General features: G+C 70.4%; 17 protein-coding genes and 1 pseudogene. 14 read left to right on the forward strand and 4 right to left on the reverse strand.

Features of this window, described 5'->3' with window-relative positions:
• Positions 1-126: 126 nt before the first annotated feature.
• Complete coding sequence (locus tag ACIRPT_RS04300; RefSeq protein ID WP_403822003.1) at positions 127-2421, reverse strand: ATP-binding cassette domain-containing protein; 2295 nt, start codon at positions 2419-2421, stop codon at positions 127-129.
• A gap of 171 nt (positions 2422-2592) precedes the next feature.
• Positions 2593-2949 carry a DUF5132 domain-containing protein gene (locus tag ACIRPT_RS04305; protein WP_403822006.1) on the reverse strand — a complete coding sequence of 119 codons (357 nt, stop codon included), beginning with the start codon at positions 2947-2949 and terminating at the stop codon, positions 2593-2595.
• Positions 2950-3500: 551 nt separating this feature from the next.
• On the opposite strand from ACIRPT_RS04305, the gene ACIRPT_RS04310 reads away from it, so the two are divergent.
• The 6 genes and pseudogenes from ACIRPT_RS04310 (at position 3501) to ACIRPT_RS04335 (ending at position 9083) form a co-directional block, all read left to right on the forward strand.
• Positions 3501-3932: a helix-turn-helix domain-containing protein gene (locus ACIRPT_RS04310; RefSeq protein ID WP_403822009.1), complete on the forward strand. Its 432-nt coding sequence runs from the start codon at positions 3501-3503 to the stop codon at positions 3930-3932.
• A complete protein-coding gene (locus tag ACIRPT_RS04315) occupies positions 3929-4849 on the forward strand; it encodes an alpha/beta fold hydrolase (RefSeq protein WP_403822012.1) in 921 nt (306 codons plus the stop codon). Before ACIRPT_RS04310 ends, ACIRPT_RS04315 begins: the two co-directional genes overlap by 4 nt.
• Before the next feature lie 270 nt (positions 4850-5119).
• Positions 5120-5533 carry a hypothetical protein gene (locus ACIRPT_RS04320; protein WP_403822015.1) on the forward strand — a complete coding sequence of 138 codons (414 nt, stop codon included), beginning with the start codon at positions 5120-5122 and terminating at the stop codon, positions 5531-5533.
• A gap of 374 nt (positions 5534-5907) precedes the next feature.
• Positions 5908-6371 (forward strand): annotated as a pseudogene (locus ACIRPT_RS04325) (IS5 family transposase); the annotation flags it as partial.
• Between the two features lie 490 nt (positions 6372-6861).
• Positions 6862-7938 (forward strand): hypothetical protein, encoded by a 1077-nt coding sequence (locus ACIRPT_RS04330; protein WP_403822018.1) that lies wholly within the window; start codon positions 6862-6864, stop codon positions 7936-7938.
• A gap of 53 nt (positions 7939-7991) precedes the next feature.
• Complete coding sequence (locus tag ACIRPT_RS04335; RefSeq protein ID WP_403822021.1) at positions 7992-9083, forward strand: hypothetical protein; 1092 nt, start codon at positions 7992-7994, stop codon at positions 9081-9083.
• Positions 9084-9225: 142 nt separating this feature from the next.
• Here the strand turns inward: ACIRPT_RS04335 and ACIRPT_RS04340 are convergent, their stop codons facing one another.
• Positions 9226-9468 carry a hypothetical protein gene (locus tag ACIRPT_RS04340; RefSeq protein ID WP_403822024.1) on the reverse strand — a complete coding sequence of 81 codons (243 nt, stop codon included), beginning with the start codon at positions 9466-9468 and terminating at the stop codon, positions 9226-9228.
• A gap of 62 nt (positions 9469-9530) precedes the next feature.
• Here ACIRPT_RS04340 and ACIRPT_RS04345 point away from each other — a divergent pair, with 62 nt between their 5' ends.
• From ACIRPT_RS04345 to ACIRPT_RS04380, 8 genes are all read left to right on the forward strand, one after another.
• Positions 9531-10982, forward strand: a complete 1452-nt coding sequence (locus ACIRPT_RS04345; RefSeq protein ID WP_403822027.1) for an amidase — start codon at positions 9531-9533, stop codon at positions 10980-10982.
• A 470-nt stretch (positions 10983-11452) separates the two neighbouring features.
• A complete protein-coding gene (locus tag ACIRPT_RS04350) occupies positions 11453-12277 on the forward strand; it encodes a HipA family kinase (protein WP_403822029.1) in 825 nt (274 codons plus the stop codon).
• Positions 12274-12669 carry a DUF3037 domain-containing protein gene (locus tag ACIRPT_RS04355; protein ID WP_403507724.1) on the forward strand — a complete coding sequence of 132 codons (396 nt, stop codon included), beginning with the start codon at positions 12274-12276 and terminating at the stop codon, positions 12667-12669. Before ACIRPT_RS04350 ends, ACIRPT_RS04355 begins: the two co-directional genes overlap by 4 nt.
• Before the next feature lie 215 nt (positions 12670-12884).
• Positions 12885-13646 carry a 3-oxoacyl-ACP reductase FabG gene (gene fabG / locus ACIRPT_RS04360; protein WP_403507722.1) on the forward strand — a complete coding sequence of 254 codons (762 nt, stop codon included), beginning with the start codon at positions 12885-12887 and terminating at the stop codon, positions 13644-13646.
• Between the two features lie 17 nt (positions 13647-13663).
• Positions 13664-14434, forward strand: a complete 771-nt coding sequence (locus ACIRPT_RS04365; protein ID WP_403822034.1) for an SDR family oxidoreductase — start codon at positions 13664-13666, stop codon at positions 14432-14434.
• A gap of 138 nt (positions 14435-14572) precedes the next feature.
• The gene (locus tag ACIRPT_RS04370; RefSeq protein ID WP_403822037.1) at positions 14573-15538 is read left to right on the forward strand and encodes an aldo/keto reductase; all 966 of its coding nucleotides are present in this window, start codon (positions 14573-14575) and stop codon (positions 15536-15538) included.
• Positions 15539-15696: 158 nt separating this feature from the next.
• Positions 15697-16371 (forward strand): uracil-DNA glycosylase, encoded by a 675-nt coding sequence (locus ACIRPT_RS04375; RefSeq protein WP_403507889.1) that lies wholly within the window; start codon positions 15697-15699, stop codon positions 16369-16371.
• Positions 16372-16489: 118 nt separating this feature from the next.
• Positions 16490-16978 carry a hypothetical protein gene (locus ACIRPT_RS04380; protein WP_403822040.1) on the forward strand — a complete coding sequence of 163 codons (489 nt, stop codon included), beginning with the start codon at positions 16490-16492 and terminating at the stop codon, positions 16976-16978.
• 40 nt (positions 16979-17018) lie between these two features.
• Here ACIRPT_RS04380 and ACIRPT_RS04385 read toward each other — a convergent pair whose 3' ends face one another.
• Positions 17019-17606: a TetR/AcrR family transcriptional regulator gene (locus ACIRPT_RS04385; protein ID WP_403822042.1), complete on the reverse strand. Its 588-nt coding sequence runs from the start codon at positions 17604-17606 to the stop codon at positions 17019-17021.
• Positions 17607-17684: the final 78 nt, after the last annotated feature.

Raw genomic sequence — 17684 nt, forward strand, 5'->3', positions numbered from 1 at the left:
GCCCCCCCCCCCCCCCCCGGGGCCCCCCCCCGGGGGGGGGGGGGGGGGGGGCGGCCGCCCCCCCCCCCCCCCCCCCCCGGGGGGGCCGCCGGGGGGGGGGGGGGCCGCCCCCCGCGGCAGCTCCGGTCAGGCAGCGAGTTCGCCGGCCTGGAGTTGCCAGAGGGATGCGTAGAGTCCGTGCTGGGCGAGGAGTTCGTCGTGCGTGCCCTGCTCGGCGACGACTCCGCCCTTGTCCATGACGTAGATCCGGTCGGCGTGGCGGACCGTGGAGAGCCGGTGGGCGATGATCACCATCGTCCGGTCGGCCGCGAAGACGCGGAGCGTGCGCTGGATGGCCGCCTCGGTCTCGTTGTCCACGGCGGAGGTGGCTTCGTCGAGGATCACGACCGGCGCGTCCTTGAGGATCGCGCGCGCCAGCGCGATCCGCTGCCGCTGGCCGCCCGAGAGGGCGGCGCCGCGCTCGCCGATCACCGTGTCGTAGCCGTTCGGCAGCGTCGCGATGAAGGTGTGTGCCTCGGCCATCATGGCCGCCTCGACCACGGCCTCGTCCGAGGCGCCGAAGCTGCCGTAGCGGATGTTGTCGGCGATGGTGCCGTCGAAGAGGAAGGGGTCCTGGGCGACGAACCCGATCGCGTGGCGCAGTGCGTGCCGCGGCACGTCGCGCACGTCCCGTCCGTCGAGCAGCACGCTGCCGAACTCCGCGTCCTGGAATCGCATCAGCAGCTTGGCGATCGTCGTCTTGCCGGAGCCGGTGGCGCCGACGAGGGCGGTGACCTGACCGGCGGGGACGGTCAGCGAGAGGTCCTCGAGCGCCGGCGGCCGACCGGGGTAGGCGAAGGTCACGTTGTCGAGGACGATCTCCCCGCGTACCTCCTCGACGGCGAGCGGTCCGCCGGTGCCGTCGGTCTCGGCGGGCAGGGCGCGCAGCCGCTGGACCCGGTCGTAGGCGGTGATCGTGCGCTGGTACTGGTCGACGATGCCGCCGAGCCGGTTCATCCGCAGCAGCACCATCTGGGGCAGCCCGATCAGTGGGCTGAACACCTCGAACGGCAGGCTGCCGTTGAGCACCGACCGGCCGCCGATCAGCAGGGTTCCGGCCATCGAGCTGGTCGTGCAGACCCGGACGATCTCGGCGTGACGGATCGTGCTCCGGTCGGTCCCTTGGCTGCTCTCCTGCGCCTCCCCGCTCAGCCGGTCGATGCGCTCGGCCTCGTAGTCCTCGGTGCAGAAGCTCTTGACGGTGGCGCCTGCCTCCAGCGTGTTCACCAGTTGGCTGTGCAGCCTGGCGCGGTGCTCGCCGGAGACGGCGTAGTCGGCCGCGACCTTGTCCTGGTAGTGGAACGACAGCCAGGCGATGACCGGGATGGGCAGGAACGCGATCCAGGCGATCCCCGGCGCCAGCAGCAGGAACAGCGGCACCAGGAGGGCCAGGCTGGTGCCCAGTTGCAGCAGGTCGTTGGCCGAGGTGGCGAAGAAGGCGCCCAGCTGGCGGACGTCGTCGGTGAGCGCACCGGCGATCCGGGTGGTCCGCTCGCCTTCAAGATGCCGCAGTTCGAGGTGCTGCACATGGGCGTACGTGCGGTTGCGCCAGTCGTGCTCGATGTTCTGGCCGAGCCGGCGCCACTGGAGGTTCGAGGAGTACGAGAGGCCCGCCACGGCGGCACAGGCGGCGGCCACCAGCCCGGCCAGGCCCCAGAGTTGAGCGGACGCGGTGGTCAGGCCGAGGCTGACCAGAGGCGCGGCCTCACCCTTGATGAGCACCAGCGCGGTCCAGCCGAGGAAGGTGCCGAGCGCCATCTCCGAGACCTGGCAGGCGACCGACAGCGCGGAGGCGCGGTAGAGACGACGGCGGTGCGGTCCGACGATCTCCAGCAGCGGGTGTCGTTCGGCTCCGGTTCCGGGCAGGTCCTGGGTCGCGTCGACCGTGCTGCGCCAGGCCTTCCGGACAACGGCCCCGGTCGCCACCGCCACTCCGCCCAGCGCCACGAGCTGCTTGCTCAGCGCCGACCCGCGGATCAGGGCGATGCCGGCCGCCACGCCACCCCCGACGGCGAGCACGGGGCGCGCGACGCCGTGATCCGGACGCGGGGCAGGTTGGGCGGCGGGCCGTGCCGGGGCCGGACGCCCAGCTCCGGCCGAGCGCTCCACAACCAGGGTGACGGCTTTGCGGACGAGCCGGCCGACGTCCGCGGCTTTCACCCGCGCGTCGTGCCGGACGAGGACCCCGCCGGTGATCGGGCTGGCCTGCGCCTCGGTGATCCCGGGAAGACGTCGAAGCGTTGCGGCGAGGAGTTCGGCCGCCTGAGGCCGTCCGAGAACCGGCTTGATTTCCCAGCGCTGGCGGCCCGGAATAACCGAACGAGGCCGCACGTCCAAATCCACGGAGCGATATCCGGCTGCGGCACCCAGCAGAGATGGCATGTGTACGATCACCTGTTTGTGGAGGTCGCTAAAACCGTGACGAGCACGACGAATTAATGCGACAGAGTGGAAAGTCCGGGGAAAACGATGCGGCCGGCGGATCCGCGGCCGACCGCCACTCGGGCGCATTTATCCGAGCCCGTGCGGCGGCCGAGGCCGCTGGACGAACCGTCAGCGCGCCTTGCCCGCGCCGGCAGTCGCGCGGATCTTCGGAGCCCTCGCCTCGCCCTCCGCCCGGGCGGCGGCCTCGTCCTTCTCGCCCTTCGGGGTGTCACTCTCGGCGGCCTGCTGAGCGTCACCCGGACGGGCTTCGACGTCACCGGTGGCCATCTGCGCCGCCACCATCTCGGCGGCCACCTCAGCTGCAAGGTCGTGGATGTTCTCGCCGGCCTCATGGGTCGCCTTCTTCACCTCGAGGGCGAGACCGACGGACGTCTTGACGACGCCGCGCATCAGCGGCTTGAGGAAGCGCTTGGCCAGCGGCGCGGCGATGAGGCCGATCAGGAAGGGCGGTACTACGGGCGGCATGGTGTTCCAGCCTCTCTACGCATACGTATGACGGGGACCCCCGGCACTGCGAACACCGGAGCAGCACAACTGGGCGGACGGAAGCACCCATTTGCAGAATTCGCGATTTCCCTGCCGGGAAGAATTCCTCGCCGATGGGGTCCATCACCCGCTCTTCCATCACCGTAGTCGAGCTATGTCCATCGAGACCAAATCGCCTCGGCCGGTTTCACTCATGTGAGTGCTCTTGATCTTCCCGAGCAACATTGATTGCCGTATCCGCACGCACCGAACGCCCTACTGGACCGATATTCCTACGTGCCGAGAACCGCCGAGTTCGCGTGCCACCGCAGCCGCGGGGCGGGGAACGCCGGCCCGTTGCCTCCTGCGGCCCGACCGACTTCATGACGCAGCTCTTCCGGGCCACCGAGATGCCCCCGGTTCCCCACCAGGCGCTACACCCCACACCCACGTCAGGTCGCGAAGCGGACCTGGGTAGTGGCCCTAACCCTCCCTATTTTCCGCAACCTTCCCTATGGATGGCGGCAGATGGGGAAGGTTAAGGTACTTTCATGAGTGACCGCTTCTACTCCGTGGAGCAGGTGGCCAACCACCTGGGGCTGCACGCGCGCACCGTCCGCAACTACGTGCGCGACGGGCGGCTGCCCGCCGCCCGGATCGGCAAGCAGTACCGCATCGCGCACGAGGACCTGGAGGCCTTCACCGGCCGCCCGGCGCCCGCGCCCGATGACGGAACGGCCGGGCGACAGCGCCACACCGAGGTATCGAGCATCGTGGAGGTCGAGGACATCGACCCCAGGACGGCTGACCGTCTGACCACGCTCCTGATGACCGCCGCCGCAGGCCGCGGCCCGGGTGAGCGCCCGCTGCGGATCGAGACGGTGCACGACAAGGACCGGGCCCGGATGAAGGTCATCGTCCTCGGTGGACTGGCCGACACGGCACGACTGTTGGAATACGTGGAGGGGGTGCTCGCATCGTGAGCACGAACGAGGGCATGGGGACGAAGACAGGCATGAGGGCAGGGACGGGCAAGGGTGCAGGCACGAACGTGCTCTACAAGTCCCAGGCCGGGGCGGAGGAGATCCTGCGGCGCTATCAGGGAGCGCTGGACGCCTGGCCGGTGCCGGCCGAGCACCTGCGGCTGCCGACCCGTCAGGGGGAGACGTTCGTCGTCGCCTCCGGACCGAAGGACGCACCGCCCCTGATACTGCTGCACGGTTCGGGCGCGAACGCGACGATGTGGCTGGACGACGTCGCCACCTGGTCCAGGCACTTCCGCACCTACGCCGTGGACGTCATCGGAGAGCCGGGCTTCAGCGCGCCCGCCCGGCCGCCGCTGGCCTCGGACGCCTCCGCGCAGTGGCTGGACGACGCGTTGGACGGCCTCGGTATCTCCCGGACGGCCATCGTTGCGACCTCCCTCGGCGGCTGGCTGGCGCTGGACTACGCCCGCCGCCGGCCGGAGCGGGTGACGCGTCTGGCGCTGCTGTGCCCGGGCGGCCTGGGTCGGCAGAAGCTGGGTCTGCTGTTCAAGACACTGTTGCTGCGCACCCTCGGACGCAAGGGCGTTGCCCGCTCGGTACGCACGGCGACCGGCCTGGAAGACCCGAAATTCCAGCCGGTCCTCGACACCGTGGTCCTCACCTTCACGCACTTCAAACCGCGTACCGAGCGACTGCCGGTCGTCCCGGACGAGGCACTGCGCCAACTCGCCATGCCGATGTTGGTGATCGCCGGGGAGCGCGATGTCCTGTTCGACTCCGCGGAGACCGCCCGGCGGGTGCGTACGTGCGTGCCGCAGGCGACGGTGCGCCTCCTGCCCGAGGCCGGGCACGCCCTCTTCGGGCAGACCGACACCATCCTGGAGTTCCTGCGCGAGCCGGCCGCCGGGAGCTAGGCGACCGAGGGGCGGCCGGTTGGATCTGCGGCGGTCCGGGCCTGCTCCGGCCCGACGCTGTACGTCAGCACCCGGCGCGTGCGCCCGACCGGACCGGCCCCGGAAAGGTCAGGTCCGCTCACCTTCCTCGTTCCTGGTGTTACGCCCAGCCGGGTGCCCCGGTGCGTCCCGAGGCGCGGCTCAACTGGGCCGAAGAACATGGAGGATGAGAATGACAGTGGGTGGCACGGTGGTACGACCGGCCGACGTCGGAGCGCGTCGCCGGCGCAGATGAAGGAGCCGACCGTCGCACTGCCGGACGGCTCGTTCGGCGACGCCGTCGGGCTGGGCTGGTTCCTCCGCGACGTGGACGGGGTGCGCACCGTCGGGCACGGCGGCTCGGGCTTCGGCCAGTGTGTTGCGCTGCTCCTGGTGCCGGAGCGCGACTTCGCCGTCGTGGCCGCCGCCAACGCGGGCCCGGTGGCACAGATAGACGTCACCGGCCTGCCCGGTTGCGTGCGCCAGCGGGCGGTCGTCGGGGGCGTCGAGCCTGCCCGCTGCGTCCATGGTCTTGCAGAGCTCCATGAAGTCCATGCCGCGCTCACCCTCCGGGGCGAGGAAGTGCGGGACGTCCAGGTGCGAACCGACCTTGATCCGGGTCGGCCCGCCGCCGGCGTCGACGTCGGAGAACAGGAGAGTTTGTAGGCACACACCGATGTTGAGGCGTTCGCTCTCGCGACAACAAGTGCGGAATTAAATGTCCCTTAGTGCCATGTTGTGTACCACTCGGCGTCCGACGCGGCGCGGACGCACAACGGCCTTCGTGTATCCGGGCCGTTCGACCGAGCCTGCCGGGTGAGTCGGGGTTCTGGTCGGTGACTCGTCCGGAAGCGCTGGTCAGGAGTGGGATATGGGTCGGAGGGAGGGGGAGGTTACGACGCACACCGGTGCGCAGCCCTTGTCTGCTCTTGCCTGTTCTTGTCTGCTCTTGCCTGTTCTTGGCTCGTCTTCGGGTTCGGTCGCCGCAACGCGGGGGACGCAGAGCGTGTCTCTTTGATGGTTTGGTCAGTTGATCGGACGTGTCTGTCCGATTGGTAATCACTGATGCGATGTGGAACCGCCTCGAGCCGTTGATGCCGGCCGATCCTGTCCGCGGACGGCGGTGGGCCGACCATCGCCGCACGCTGGAGGCCATCGCGTGGAAGTACCGCACCTGCTCGCCCTGGAGGGATCTGCCCGGTGAGCTCGGTTCGTTCCAGACCGCCCACAAACGCCTGCTGCGGTGGGCCGTCGACGGCACGTGGCAACGGATCCTCGCCGCCGTCCTGGCCGCGGCGGACGCCGACGACGACGTCGGCTGGACCGTGTCGGTGGACTCCGCCGTCTGCCGCGCCCACCAGCACGCCGCCCGAACCGGGGAAAGGAGCCGGCCGGCCGGTCCGAACCCACCGCTCACGGACCCGTACGCTCCCGCGGCGGACTGAGCACCAAGGAGTACCTGGCCGGCGATGGCCAGGCACGACCACTTGCTCTCGTGGTGACGACCCGCAGGCGCAGACGAAGCCGATCTCCGCGGCGACGGGAGCCACAAGCCAGGCGCCTGTGTGGGTGGGGCGGGCGAGGCAGTCGGGAAGCCCGACGGCACGGAGTTCCCGCCCCCCGAACGGGGGGCGTCTTCGCGTCCGGGGTGTGACCCGCGGGCGCGCTCGGGCTACTGGTAAGTCACCTCTTGCGATTTGTCATCTGCTACCCAGGATTCCAAAATTCCTTGTAGATGTGCAGGTGAAGGGCTGTTAAAGTCCGCATGCGCTGCTCGGGACAGGGTGGCGAAATGGCTGGTCCGAGCCCCTGGTCTGCCCCTGAGCGCGTACATCCGCGAGGCAGGCAGCCGTTGTGATGCCGTGGCAATTCCGCACCGACGACGCCCGTCCCCCCTTCCGGATACCGCTTCGTACCGCGCCATGCAGCCTTCGCTGTCCATCGCTCATCGCTCATCGCCTGCCGCTTATCGCCCATTGGATGGGGAGATCCACATGAACACAGGACTTCTGCGCCGCTTCGCCGCGGGCAGGGCGCTGCTCCTGGGTGCCGTACTCGCCCTGGCAGTGCCGGGAGCCGCCTACGCCAACACCGTGAGCGTGACCGTGAAGACCCCCGGGGCCACCAGCGGACCCGCCGGTGCCAACTCCGAGATATCGACCCACGCGGACTGTGCCGCGGGCCTCGTCTCCGGCGGCGGGATCAACCAGGCCATCGGCACCGGCGCGGGGGTGAACGGCAACCACGTCAACGGCACCGCGCCCAGCCCCGACGGCACCTCCGAATACACCGGATCCACCGGGGTCGTCGGCACCGACGTGACGCACTGGCTGGGCATCGGCGGCAGCGGGGGCCAGGTCAACGCCTCGTTCTCCACGACCCCCTACGCGGTCTGCCTCACCAGCAACCTGATCAACCACACCCAGGTGGTCATGAACAAGGCCAACACCCCCACCACCGGGGCCACTCCGGGCCTCGTCGTGGCGACCTGCCCGGCGGGCACGCGCCTGCTCGGCGGCGGCGCCCGGACCACCCCGGGCAACACGGGCACCTTCAAGACCATCGCCGGCTTCCCCACCTTCAACAACGCCGCGCACGACTTCGGCCAGAAGGCCGCGGCCGACGGAGAGACCAACCCCGACTCCTGGGCCGCCGTCGGCTGGGACAACAGCATCAACAGCAGCAACACCACCTACGCCTACGCGATCTGCAGCGGAAGCGGCATCAACGTCAGCGGCGCCACGGTGACGGTCCGCCACAGCGAGGTGAGCGGCCCGACCACCGGGAGCACCGGCCAGACGGCGACCGTGGGCTGCGGCGGCAATGACGGAAAGCTCGTCAGCGGGGGCGCCGCGGTCAGCGGAGGCAGCGTGACGACCACCGACTTCACCGGCCCGGGTTCGGGCGGTGACCACCTCAACGGAAGCTTCCCCAGCACCTCCGGCGGCGCCGCGGTCAGCGACGGGACCACCACGGCGGCGTACTGGACGGCCGCCGCCCACACCGGGGGACAGGCATCGTCCGGCACCTACACCGACGCCTGGGCGCTGTGCGCCAACGACGGCGTCTGAACCATCGGTTGCGGACAACCAGCCACGCACACGGAATCAAGGGACAGAATCTGATGAGTACGAAACTCCGGCGGAGCTCCGCCACGGCCAAGGCACTGATCCTGGCCGGCCTGCTGACCGTGGCGGTGCCGGGAACCGCGTACGCCAAGACCGTCGACGTCACCGTCAGCACCCCCGGGGCCACCATGGGCCCCGCGACCCCCTTCACCGGGGTCTCCTCGCACGCGGACTGCGCCGACGGCCTCATCTCCGGCGGCGGGGCCGACCAGGCCATCGGCGACGACGACATGTCCAACGGCAATCACGTGATGGGCATGGCGCCCAGCGCCGACGGCAGCACCGAGTACATCGACGCGCCCGGGACCGTCGGCACCGACGTCACGCACTGGCTGGCGTTCGGCGGCAGCGGGAGCCGCAGCAGCGACTCCTTCTCCACCACCCCGTACGCGATATGCCTCCACAGCAACCTGATCAGGCACACCCAGGTGGTCATGAACAAGATCGCCGGGCCCTCCGCCGGGCTGTCGCACCGCCTCGTGACGGCGACCTGCCCGGCCAACACGGTCCTGATCGGCGGTGGCGCCCGGACCACCCCGGCCAGCGTCGGCAGCCTCAAGCCGATCGCCAGCTTTCCCACCTTCAATGACGCCGAGCACCACTACGGCCAGATCGCCGCGGGCGACGGCCAGAGGAACCCCGACTCCTGGACGGCGGTCGGCGGGATCGGCGGCGGACGCGGCGAGAACAACATGACGTACGCCTACGCGATCTGCAGTGGCGACGACATCAACCTCAAACACGTGGCCACGACGGTTCACTTCAGTGAGGTGGACGGCCCGAACACGGCCTCGACCGGACAGAAGGTGACGACAGGCTGCTCCCGCGAGGACGGTCAGCTGGTCAGTGGGGGCGCCGCCATCAGCGGAGGCAACGTGACCACGACCGACTTCTCGAAGGCGACTTCGGGCGGCCCCCACCTCAACGGCAGCTACCCCAGCGACGCCACCGGCACCCCGGCCGGTGACGGGACCTCCGGCCCGGCGCACTGGACGGCCGCCACCCACAGCGGGGGTTCGCCCTCCCCGGGCAGCGACTCCGACGTCTGGGCGCTGTGCCTGGAAGTGCGGCAGGGGCACGACCAGTAACGCCTTGATGAGACGGGACGCCCTCTAGGAAAGGCCCCGCATGACGTCGGCCCCGGTCCTCCTCCATCGGAGCGGGAGCGGGCCGTCGGTTCACCGGGCGGGGGTCAGCAGTCGCTGCGAGAGGCGTGCTGCGCGTTCGTCGTCAAGTCCTGGGAATCAACGGGAAGTTGGACCTCGTCCTGCCGAAGAGCGTGGCGGGCGGCAGTCCGACGGGACGCAGCAGCCACGCCGGATGCTCCTGCAGCTGCGGCCAGTTGACGAGCCGGTTCGCGATGACGTCCGGCGCCATCACACCGCCGGCCGGACGGACACCCGCGGACCGAACGAGTCCCACCAGCACCACGATCATCGGGTCGAGGACCGCCAGGCAGATGAGTATTGACACATCCACCCCGTTGTGCAAAGCGGCATTTCGTGCCCTCTTCCACAGGCCCGTACGGTCGGATCATGGAGTGGAATTTTTCGACGGCCGAACAACTCGCGGCTGCCTTGCGTGCCGGTGAAGTGACCTCGGCGGAACTGACCGACGAGGCGATCGCCCGTATTGAACGGGACGACGATGCGATCAACGCGATCTGTGTGCCGGACTTCGACCGTGCACGGGCCGCCGCGCGCGATGCCGACCAGGCGCGCGCCCGCGGTGAGGACCGGCCGCTGCTGGGCATTCCGGTGACGGTCAAGGAGTCGTACGACGTGGCGGGGCTGCCCACGACCTGGGGTATGCCGCCGCACCGGGACTACATGCCTGCCGAGGACGCGGTGCAGGTGTCGCGGCTCAAGGCCGCGGGCGCGGTGGTGCTCGGGAAGACCAATGTGCCCTTGGGGCTGCAGGACATACAGAGCTTCAACGAGATCTACGGCACCACCAACAACCCGTGGGACCACCGTCGTACGTCGGGCGGATCCTCCGGCGGCTCGGCGGCGGCCCTGGCGTCCGGATTCGGCGCGCTGTCCATCGGCTCCGACCTCGCCGGGTCGTTGCGCACCCCCGCGCATTTCTGCGGCATTTACGCGCACAAGCCGACACTCGGGCTGGCGGCGATCCGCGGCATGGTCCCGCCGCCCGGGCCGGCCCTGCCGGTCGAGCACGACCTCGCCGTCGTCGGTCCGATGGCGCGCACCGCTCGCGACCTCACGCTCCTGCTCGACGTCATGGCAGGACCGGACCCGTTGACGCTCGGTAGGGCGTACCACCTGACGCTGCCGCCCGCGCGCCACGAACGGCTCCGCGACTTCCGGGTCCTGGTCCTCGACGAGCATCCGTTCATTCCGACCGGGTCCGCCGTGCGGGCGGGCGTGGGCCGGGTGGCCGACGCGCTTGTCGACGGCGGTGCTCGCGTCGAGCGGGACAGTCCGCTGCTGCCCGATCTGACCGAAGCCGCGATGCTCTACAGGCAGTTGCTTTTTTCGGGCTCCGTCGCACGTTTCCCCGTCGACGCGTACGAGCAGCTGCGGACCAGTGCCGCCCAACTGAGCGCCGACGACCAGAGTCTCGAAGCGGCAATGCTGCGCGGCATGGTGTTCAGCCATCGCGACTGGATCGAGGCGAACAGCCGTCGCGAGCTCCACCGCCACGGCTGGCGGCAGCTCTTCGCCGAGTTCGATGCGGTGGTGTGTCCCATCACGCCCACTCCCGCGTTCCCGCACGACCACAACCCCGATCCGAGGGAACGCCGGATCGACATCGACGGCGTCGAGTATCCGTACTTCGACCAGCTCGTCTGGGCCGGTCTGGCCACTATGCCCGGTCTACCCGCCACCGCTGTACCAGCGGGCCGGTCGCCCGAGGGTCTGCCGGTGGGGGTGCAGCTCATCGGTCCGATGTTCGAGGACCGCACCCCGCTGCGGCTGGCCGAATTGCTTGAGCCGAAGATCGGCGGCTTCCAGGCACCGAAGTAGGGCGCACTACCTGGGTGTCCGTCGAGGGCGAGGCGCGGATCACGACGAGATCCTCCGAATCCGCGCACTCGCTCCCCGGAACGCGAATGCCACACGAGCGGCAACCAGCACCACGAACGCCGCACCGGGAGTCGACCACTTCGAACACAACACGAACCAGCCGCACACGGCGACTGCGGAGACCGGGCACGCCTATGCCTCGATGATGCTGGAGGCGGGGAGTCCGTGGTGGCGGTGGCGCGGGCACTCCTCGCCGGCTGTCACGCTCGGTTACTCTGCTCGCGTCATGCCGGAGGCCGGAAGCAAGTGGCGCACCGTTATTGACGGACTGCGCGAGAGGAAGGGGGATCCAACGTGCCAGTGGAAACTCCCCGGATTCTCCCCAGAGCTTTTCGCGGCGGATACCCCGGCTTGTGTGGGTCCGGATTAATTGTGGATCCTAAGGTCGCGGGGTCGGATAGCCTGGGAAAATGCTGACAGAAGTCACAGCGACTCGCTATGTCACGCCCTTGCGTGAGGGTGGATCGCTCCCGGGGATCGTCGAGGCCGACGATCTCGGTACGTACATCATGAAGTTCACCGGTGCCGGTCAGGGGCGTAAGACCCTGGTGGCCGAGATCATCTGCGGGCTGCTGGGGCGCCGGCTCGGTCTGCGGGTGCCGGATCTGGTCCAGATGCAGCTCGACCCCGTGATCGGGCTGAGCGAGCCCGACCAGGAGGTGCAGGAGCTGCTCAAGGCCAGCGGCGGGCTGAACCTCGGGATGGACTATCTCCCCGGGTCGCTGGGTTTCGACCCGCTCGCGTTCGAGGTGAGTTCGCGCGAGGCGGGGCGCGTGGTGTGGTTCGACGCGCTGATCAATAACGTCGACCGGTCGTGGCGCAATCCGAACATGCTGGTCTGGCACGGCGAGCTGTGGCTGATCGACCACGGTGCCACGATGATCTGGCACCACAACTGGCCCAGCGCGGAGAAGGCCGCGGTCAAGCCCTTCGACGCCTCCGACCATGTGCTGGCCGGTTTCGCCCCGGACGTCGCCGCGGCCGCCGCCGAGTTCGCGCCGCGTATCACCGAGGAACTGCTGACCGGGATCGCGGCCGAGGTCCCCGACGAATGGCTGACCGACGAGCCGGGATTCGAGGCGCCGGACGAGGTGCGCCGGGCCTATGTCAGGGCGCTGCTGGCTCGCGCCGAGATGATCAGCGACCACATCACCATCGGGGACCCCACCAAGGACGCCCCTTCCAAGGCACCGGAATGGCTGGCGGACAAGCTGCCGCGGAGGGCAGTGAAGTGAGCGGTCTGCACAATGGGCGCGATGTTTTCGAGTACGCCCTCCTGAAGGTCGTGCCGCGGGTCGAGCGGGGCGAGATGATCAACGCCGGCGTCATCGTGTACTGCCGGGCGCGGAGCTTTGTCGAGGCCCGCGTCCATCTGGACGAGGCTCGGCTGCGGGCGCTGGATCCCGCGTGCGACGTCGAGGGCGTACGGGCCGCGCTCGCCGCCGTGGAGGGCATCTGCCACGGCGGCGCGCAGGCCGGACAGGCCGCGGGGGACGACGCGGGGCGCCGGTTCCGCTGGCTGATCGCGCCGCGCAGCACGATCGTCCAGCCGGGTCCCGTACACACCGGCCTGACCGCCGACCCCGCCGCCGAGGCGAAGCGGCTGCTGGAGCTGCTGGTGCGCTGAGCCGCCGGAACACCGCTGATCTCCGCGCCGGGCGCCGGGACTGTCCTTGGGACGGGCCCGGCGCTTCGACGTCGGGTGAGGTGGGGTACGGCACGGCGGCGGGGCGTTGACAGCGGGTGGCCGGGCTTCTAGCGTCAGCCCTACTAAGCGGTTGCTCACCTGTTCGGCCGGTGCGGCAAGCCGCTTTCGAGGTTTCGAGGGTGAGGAGAACCCGCATGTCCACCACCGAGCAGCGCGTCGCCATCGTGACGGGCGCGGCCCGCGGCATCGGCGCGGCCACCGCCGTCCGCCTGGCCGCTGAGGGCCGCGCCGTCGCCGTACTCGACCTCGACGAGGCGGCGTGCAAGGACACCGTCGAGAAGATCACCGCGGCGGGCGGCAAGGCCATCGCCGTCGGCTGCGACGTCTCGGACTCGGCGCAGGTGGAGGCGGCCGTCGCCCGGGTCGCGGCCGAGCTCGGCGCGCCGACCGTGCTCGTCAACAATGCGGGCGTGCTCCGCGACAACCTGCTGTTCAAGATGAGCGACATGGACTGGGACACGGTCATGAACGTGCATCTGCGGGGTGCGTTCCTCATGTCGCGGGCCTGTCAGAAGCACATGGTCGACGCCAAGTTCGGCCGCATCGTCAACCTCTCCTCCAGCTCGGCGCTCGGCAACCGCGGCCAGGTCAACTACTCCGCCGCCAAGGCCGGTCTGCAGGGCTTCACCAAGACCCTCGCCATCGAGCTCGGCAAGTTCGGCGTCACCGCCAACGCCGTCGCCCCCGGCTTCATCGTCACCGACATGACCGCGTCCACCGCCGAGCGCGTCGGCATGGGCTTCGAGGACTTCCAGGCCGCCGCCGCCACCCAGATCCCGGTGCAGCGCGTCGGCAGGCCCGAGGACATCGCCAACGCCATCGCCTTCTTCACGGGCGAGGCGGCCGGGTTCGTCTCCGGCCAGGTCATGTACGTCGCCGGCGGACCGCTCAACTGACCACGGGAGTTCAGGACATGACCGAGCAGAACAACGTACTCCCCGAGCTCAGCGGCAAGGTGGCGCTGGTCACCGGCGGCAGCCGGGGCATCGGCTACGGCATCGCCGAGGCCCTGGTGGCCCGCGGCGACCGGGTCGTGATCACCGGCCGCAACGAGGACGCCCTCAAGGAGGCCGTCGAGAAGCTGGGCGCGGACCGGGTGATCGGCGTCGCCGGCAAGGCGCACGACGAGGCCCACCAGGGCGTCGCCGTGGAGCGCGCGATGGAGGCCTTCGGCCGCGTCGACTACCTCGTCAACAACGCCGGTACGAACCCGGTGTTCGGCCCCATCGCCGACCTCGATCTCGGCGTGGCGCGCAAGGTGTTCGAGACCAACGTCATCTCGGCGCTGGGCTTCGCGCAGCGCACCTGGCACGCCTGGCAGAAGGACAACGGCGGCGCGATCGTCAACATCGCCTCCATCGCCGGCCTCAGCGCCTCGCCCTTCATCGGGGCGTACGGCATGAGCAAGGCCGCCATGGTGAACCTGACGCAGCAGCTCGCGCACGAGTTCGCGCCGGTGGCCAGGGTCAACTCCATCGCGCCCGCGGTGATCAAGACCAAGTTCGCCGCCGCGCTGTACGAGAACCGCGAGGAGGAGGCGGCGGCCGGCTACCCGATGGCGCGGCTCGGCGTCCCGGAGGACATCGGCGGGGCCGCGGCCTTCCTGCTGTCCGACGCCTCGGGGTGGATCACCGGGCAGACGCTGGTCGTCGACGGCGGGCTGTTCCTCAACGCGGGGGTCTGAGCGCTCCCGTCGAGGGGAGTCCGCCCGTGGGGCACCGGGCCTTGCGTTCGTGTGCGCTCCAAGAGGCAGAGTGCGTGGTGCCGGTCCCTACGGGGCCGGCACCACGTGCGTCAGCGGACTCTGTGAGGAAGAGGCACCATGCACTACCGCACCCTCGGCGGTGATCAAGGTCCCCGGATCAGCGCCGTGTGCCTGGGGGCGCTGCCGTTCGGGACCACGGTCGACGAGCGGACCTCGTACGCCATCCTGGACCGCTTCGCCGAGGCCGGCGGGACCTTCGTCGACACCGCGAACAACTACGCCTGCTGGGTGCCCGGCGCGACCGGTGACGAGAGCGAGCTGCTGCTCGGCCGCTGGCTGCGCAGCCGCGGCGCGGCCGGCCGTACGGTCCTGGCCACCAAGGGCGGCGCCCGGCCCGATCCGGCCCGCGGCGACCGGTGGCCCGCCAACGCCGAGGGGCTGGCCGGGCCCGCCCTCCGCGCCGCGCTCGAAGGCAGCCTGCGCCGCCTGGGAACCGACCGGGTCGATCTCTATTACGCGGCCGTCGACGACCGTCGCGTCCCTCTGGCGGAGACCGTCGAGGCGCTGGCCGGGCTCGTCCTGGACGGCAGGGCGGGCGCCCTCGGTGTCAGCAACCACCCGACATGGCGGCTGGCCGAGGCCCGGCGGGCCGCCGCCGGGCGCGGCCTGCCCGGTTTCCGGGCCGTACAGCAGCGGCACACCTATCTGCACCCGCGCCGGGACCTGCCGCCCGGCCTCCAGCGGGAGACCGATGAGGAACTCCTCGACTACGCGGCCGCGCACCCCGATGTCACCCTCCTCGGTTACTCGCCGCTCATGGAGGGCGCCTACACCCGCGCGGACAAACCGCTGCCGGAGCGCTACGACCATCCGGGCTCGGTGGTGCGGCTGCGGGTGCTGGCGGAGGTCGCGGCGGAGTGCGGGGCCACCCGGAATCAGGTGGTGCTGGCGTGGCTGATGGGTGGGGCGGTGCCGGTGGTGCCGGTGCTCGGGGTCAGTACGGTGGGGCAGCTGGACGAGTGCCTGGCGGCGCTGGACCTCGAGCTGGATCCGTACCAGCGCGCGCGGCTCGACACCGCCTGAGGGCGCCGTCCGGGGCGCCGTCCGAGGCCGGCGCCCGGGTCTGTGGTCCGCGCAGGTGCCCGGGGCAGGCGCCCGCGGATCACGTTGTCAGTGGTCGCCGGTAAGTTCTGACGATGAGAACGGAACGCACAACGGAGGTTGTTGACGTGGTGACCGACATGCTGCCCGAATCCTGGCGCGGGGTCCTCGGCGAGGAGTTGGAGAAGCCCTATTTCAAGGAGCTGACCGATTTCGTCGAGGAGGAGCGGGCCAAGGGCCCGGTGTACCCGCCCCGTGAGGAGGTCTTCGCGGCGCTGGACGCCACGCCGTACGACCAGGTGAAGGTGCTGGTCCTCGGGCAGGATCCCTACCACGGCGCGGGGCAGGGCCACGGTCTGTGCTTTTCCGTGCAGCCCGGCGTCAAGACGCCGCCGTCGCTGCGCAACATCTACAAGGAGATGAAGGAGGAGCTGGGCCACCCGGTTCCGGACAACGGCTATCTGATGCCGTGGGCCCAGCAGGGCGTGCTGTTGCTGAACGCCGTCCTGACGGTCCGCGAGGGCGAGGCCAACTCCCACAAGGGCAAGGGCTGGGAGAAGATCACCGACGCGGTGATCCGCGCGGTGGCCGCCCGGCCCGACCCGGCGGTCTTCGTGCTGTGGGGGAATTACGCCAAGAAGAAGCTGCCGCTGATCGACGAGGAGCGGCATGCCGTGGTCCAGGGCGCGCATCCCTCCCCGTTGTCGGCGAAGAAGTTCTTCGGCTCCCGCCCCTTCACCCAGATCAACGAGGCGATCGCCGCACAGGGCCACACCCCGATCGACTGGCGCATCCCGGACCTGAACGCCGGCTGAGCCGGACCGTCACGCGCGCCGAGCCGCACCGTCCGGCGCGTCGCGCACGGCGCGCGGCGGCTTCCCCCGGCGGTTAGCGTCGGGGGGAGGGCCGGCGAGCGAGCGCGGGGTGAATGCGGTGACGGAGGAGCGGGAAGAGACGCCCCTGGACGGCGTGCTCATCCGGATCGGCCAGGCGATCATGCTGCACCGCGCCGGGGACCGGGAGGAGGCCCGCAACCGCCTCCTGGAGCTGTGGCACGAGATCGGGCCCCAGGGGGACGCCTTCCATCGCTGCACGCTCGCCCACTACATGGCGGACACCCAGGACGACCCCAGGGACGAACTCGACTGGGACCTGCGCGCCCTCGAGGCGGCCGAGGGCTTCGTCACCGAGCGCACCGCAGGCACGGACACCGGCGCCCTGTGTGCCTTCTTCCCCTCGCTCCACCTCAACCTCGCCGCCGACTACGTAGCCCTCGACCGCCCGGCCGACGCCCGCGCCCAGCTGCTGAGGGCCCGCGCCTCCACCAACGGCGTGGCCGACGGCGAATACCGCCAGGGGCTGAGGGAGGCCATCGACCGGCTGGCGGTGCGGCTCGAGGCGGGTGGCGGAGCGGAGGCATAGGGGCCGCGCCCAGGCGCCGCCCGTGGCTCCGCCTCGGGCATCACCCCCGCAGCATCCCGTTCAGGACCTCGGCGCACGAGGCGCGCAGCGCCGCCCGGCTCGGCACGGCGCCGTGGAACTGCCCCGCCGTACAGGAGAACAGCACCCCGTCGCACCAGGCGATCGCGCTGAGCGCATGCCGCTCGGGGTCCGTGGAGCCGGCCGCCGTCAGCATCGCGATCATCGGTTCCCGGAAGGCCCGCCCGGCCCGGTCGTACAGAGCCCGCAGCTCGGGCCGCCGAGAGGCCTCCAGGGCCAGCTCGTACCGGGCGACGACCAGCTGCCGGTGGCCCGAGAGATAGCGGTGCAGGGCCAGGGCGAGCGCATCGGCGACCGCCGCCGGGGTGTCGCCCGTGGCGGGCGGGGTCTCGCCCGCCACGAGGACGGCCGCCTCCCGCTCGGCCAGCCGCCGCACCGCCGTCTCCAGCAGCGCCGCGCGGGTGCGCGCGAGATTCGAGGTGGAGCCCTGCGGCAGTCCCGCCGCCTCGTCGACGGCCCGGTGGGTCAGCCCCCGCATGCCGCGCTCGGCGAGCAGCGTCAGGGCGGTGTCGGCGATCAGCTCATGGCGCGGTGTACTGCGGGCGTTCATGGCAGGTGAGCCTATCGCGATGACTACAGATGTAGTGACTGGACCGCATCCGTGGTGGCGTCACTGAACTACAGCTGT

Source organism: Streptomyces sp. NPDC101227, from assembly GCF_044767545.1.
In the GTDB taxonomy this organism is placed as follows: Bacteria; Actinomycetota; Actinomycetes; order Streptomycetales; family Streptomycetaceae; genus Streptomyces.

What these genes read in the sequence shown, in the direction of transcription:
- ACIRPT_RS04305 (WP_403822006.1), bottom strand. Translation starts at nt 2,949, where the DNA reads ATGCCGCCCGTAGTACCGCCCTTCCTGATCGGCCTCATCGCCGCGCCG.
- ACIRPT_RS04310 (WP_403822009.1), top strand. Translation starts at nt 3,501, where the DNA reads ATGAGTGACCGCTTCTACTCCGTGGAGCAGGTGGCCAACCACCTGGGG.
- ACIRPT_RS04300 (WP_403822003.1), bottom strand. Translation starts at nt 2,421, where the DNA reads ATGCCATCTCTGCTGGGTGCCGCAGCCGGATATCGCTCCGTGGATTTG.
- ACIRPT_RS04330 (WP_403822018.1), top strand. Translation starts at nt 6,862, where the DNA reads ATGAACACAGGACTTCTGCGCCGCTTCGCCGCGGGCAGGGCGCTGCTC.
- ACIRPT_RS04350 (WP_403822029.1), top strand. Translation starts at nt 11,453, where the DNA reads ATGCTGACAGAAGTCACAGCGACTCGCTATGTCACGCCCTTGCGTGAG.
- ACIRPT_RS04365 (WP_403822034.1), top strand. Translation starts at nt 13,664, where the DNA reads ATGACCGAGCAGAACAACGTACTCCCCGAGCTCAGCGGCAAGGTGGCG.
- ACIRPT_RS04335 (WP_403822021.1), top strand. Translation starts at nt 7,992, where the DNA reads ATGAGTACGAAACTCCGGCGGAGCTCCGCCACGGCCAAGGCACTGATC.
- ACIRPT_RS04385 (WP_403822042.1), bottom strand. Translation starts at nt 17,606, where the DNA reads ATGAACGCCCGCAGTACACCGCGCCATGAGCTGATCGCCGACACCGCC.
- ACIRPT_RS04345 (WP_403822027.1), top strand. Translation starts at nt 9,531, where the DNA reads ATGGAGTGGAATTTTTCGACGGCCGAACAACTCGCGGCTGCCTTGCGT.
- ACIRPT_RS04375 (WP_403507889.1), top strand. Translation starts at nt 15,697, where the DNA reads ATGCTGCCCGAATCCTGGCGCGGGGTCCTCGGCGAGGAGTTGGAGAAG.
- ACIRPT_RS04320 (WP_403822015.1), top strand. Translation starts at nt 5,120, where the DNA reads ATGAAGGAGCCGACCGTCGCACTGCCGGACGGCTCGTTCGGCGACGCC.
- ACIRPT_RS04370 (WP_403822037.1), top strand. Translation starts at nt 14,573, where the DNA reads ATGCACTACCGCACCCTCGGCGGTGATCAAGGTCCCCGGATCAGCGCC.
- fabG (WP_403507722.1), top strand. Translation starts at nt 12,885, where the DNA reads ATGTCCACCACCGAGCAGCGCGTCGCCATCGTGACGGGCGCGGCCCGC.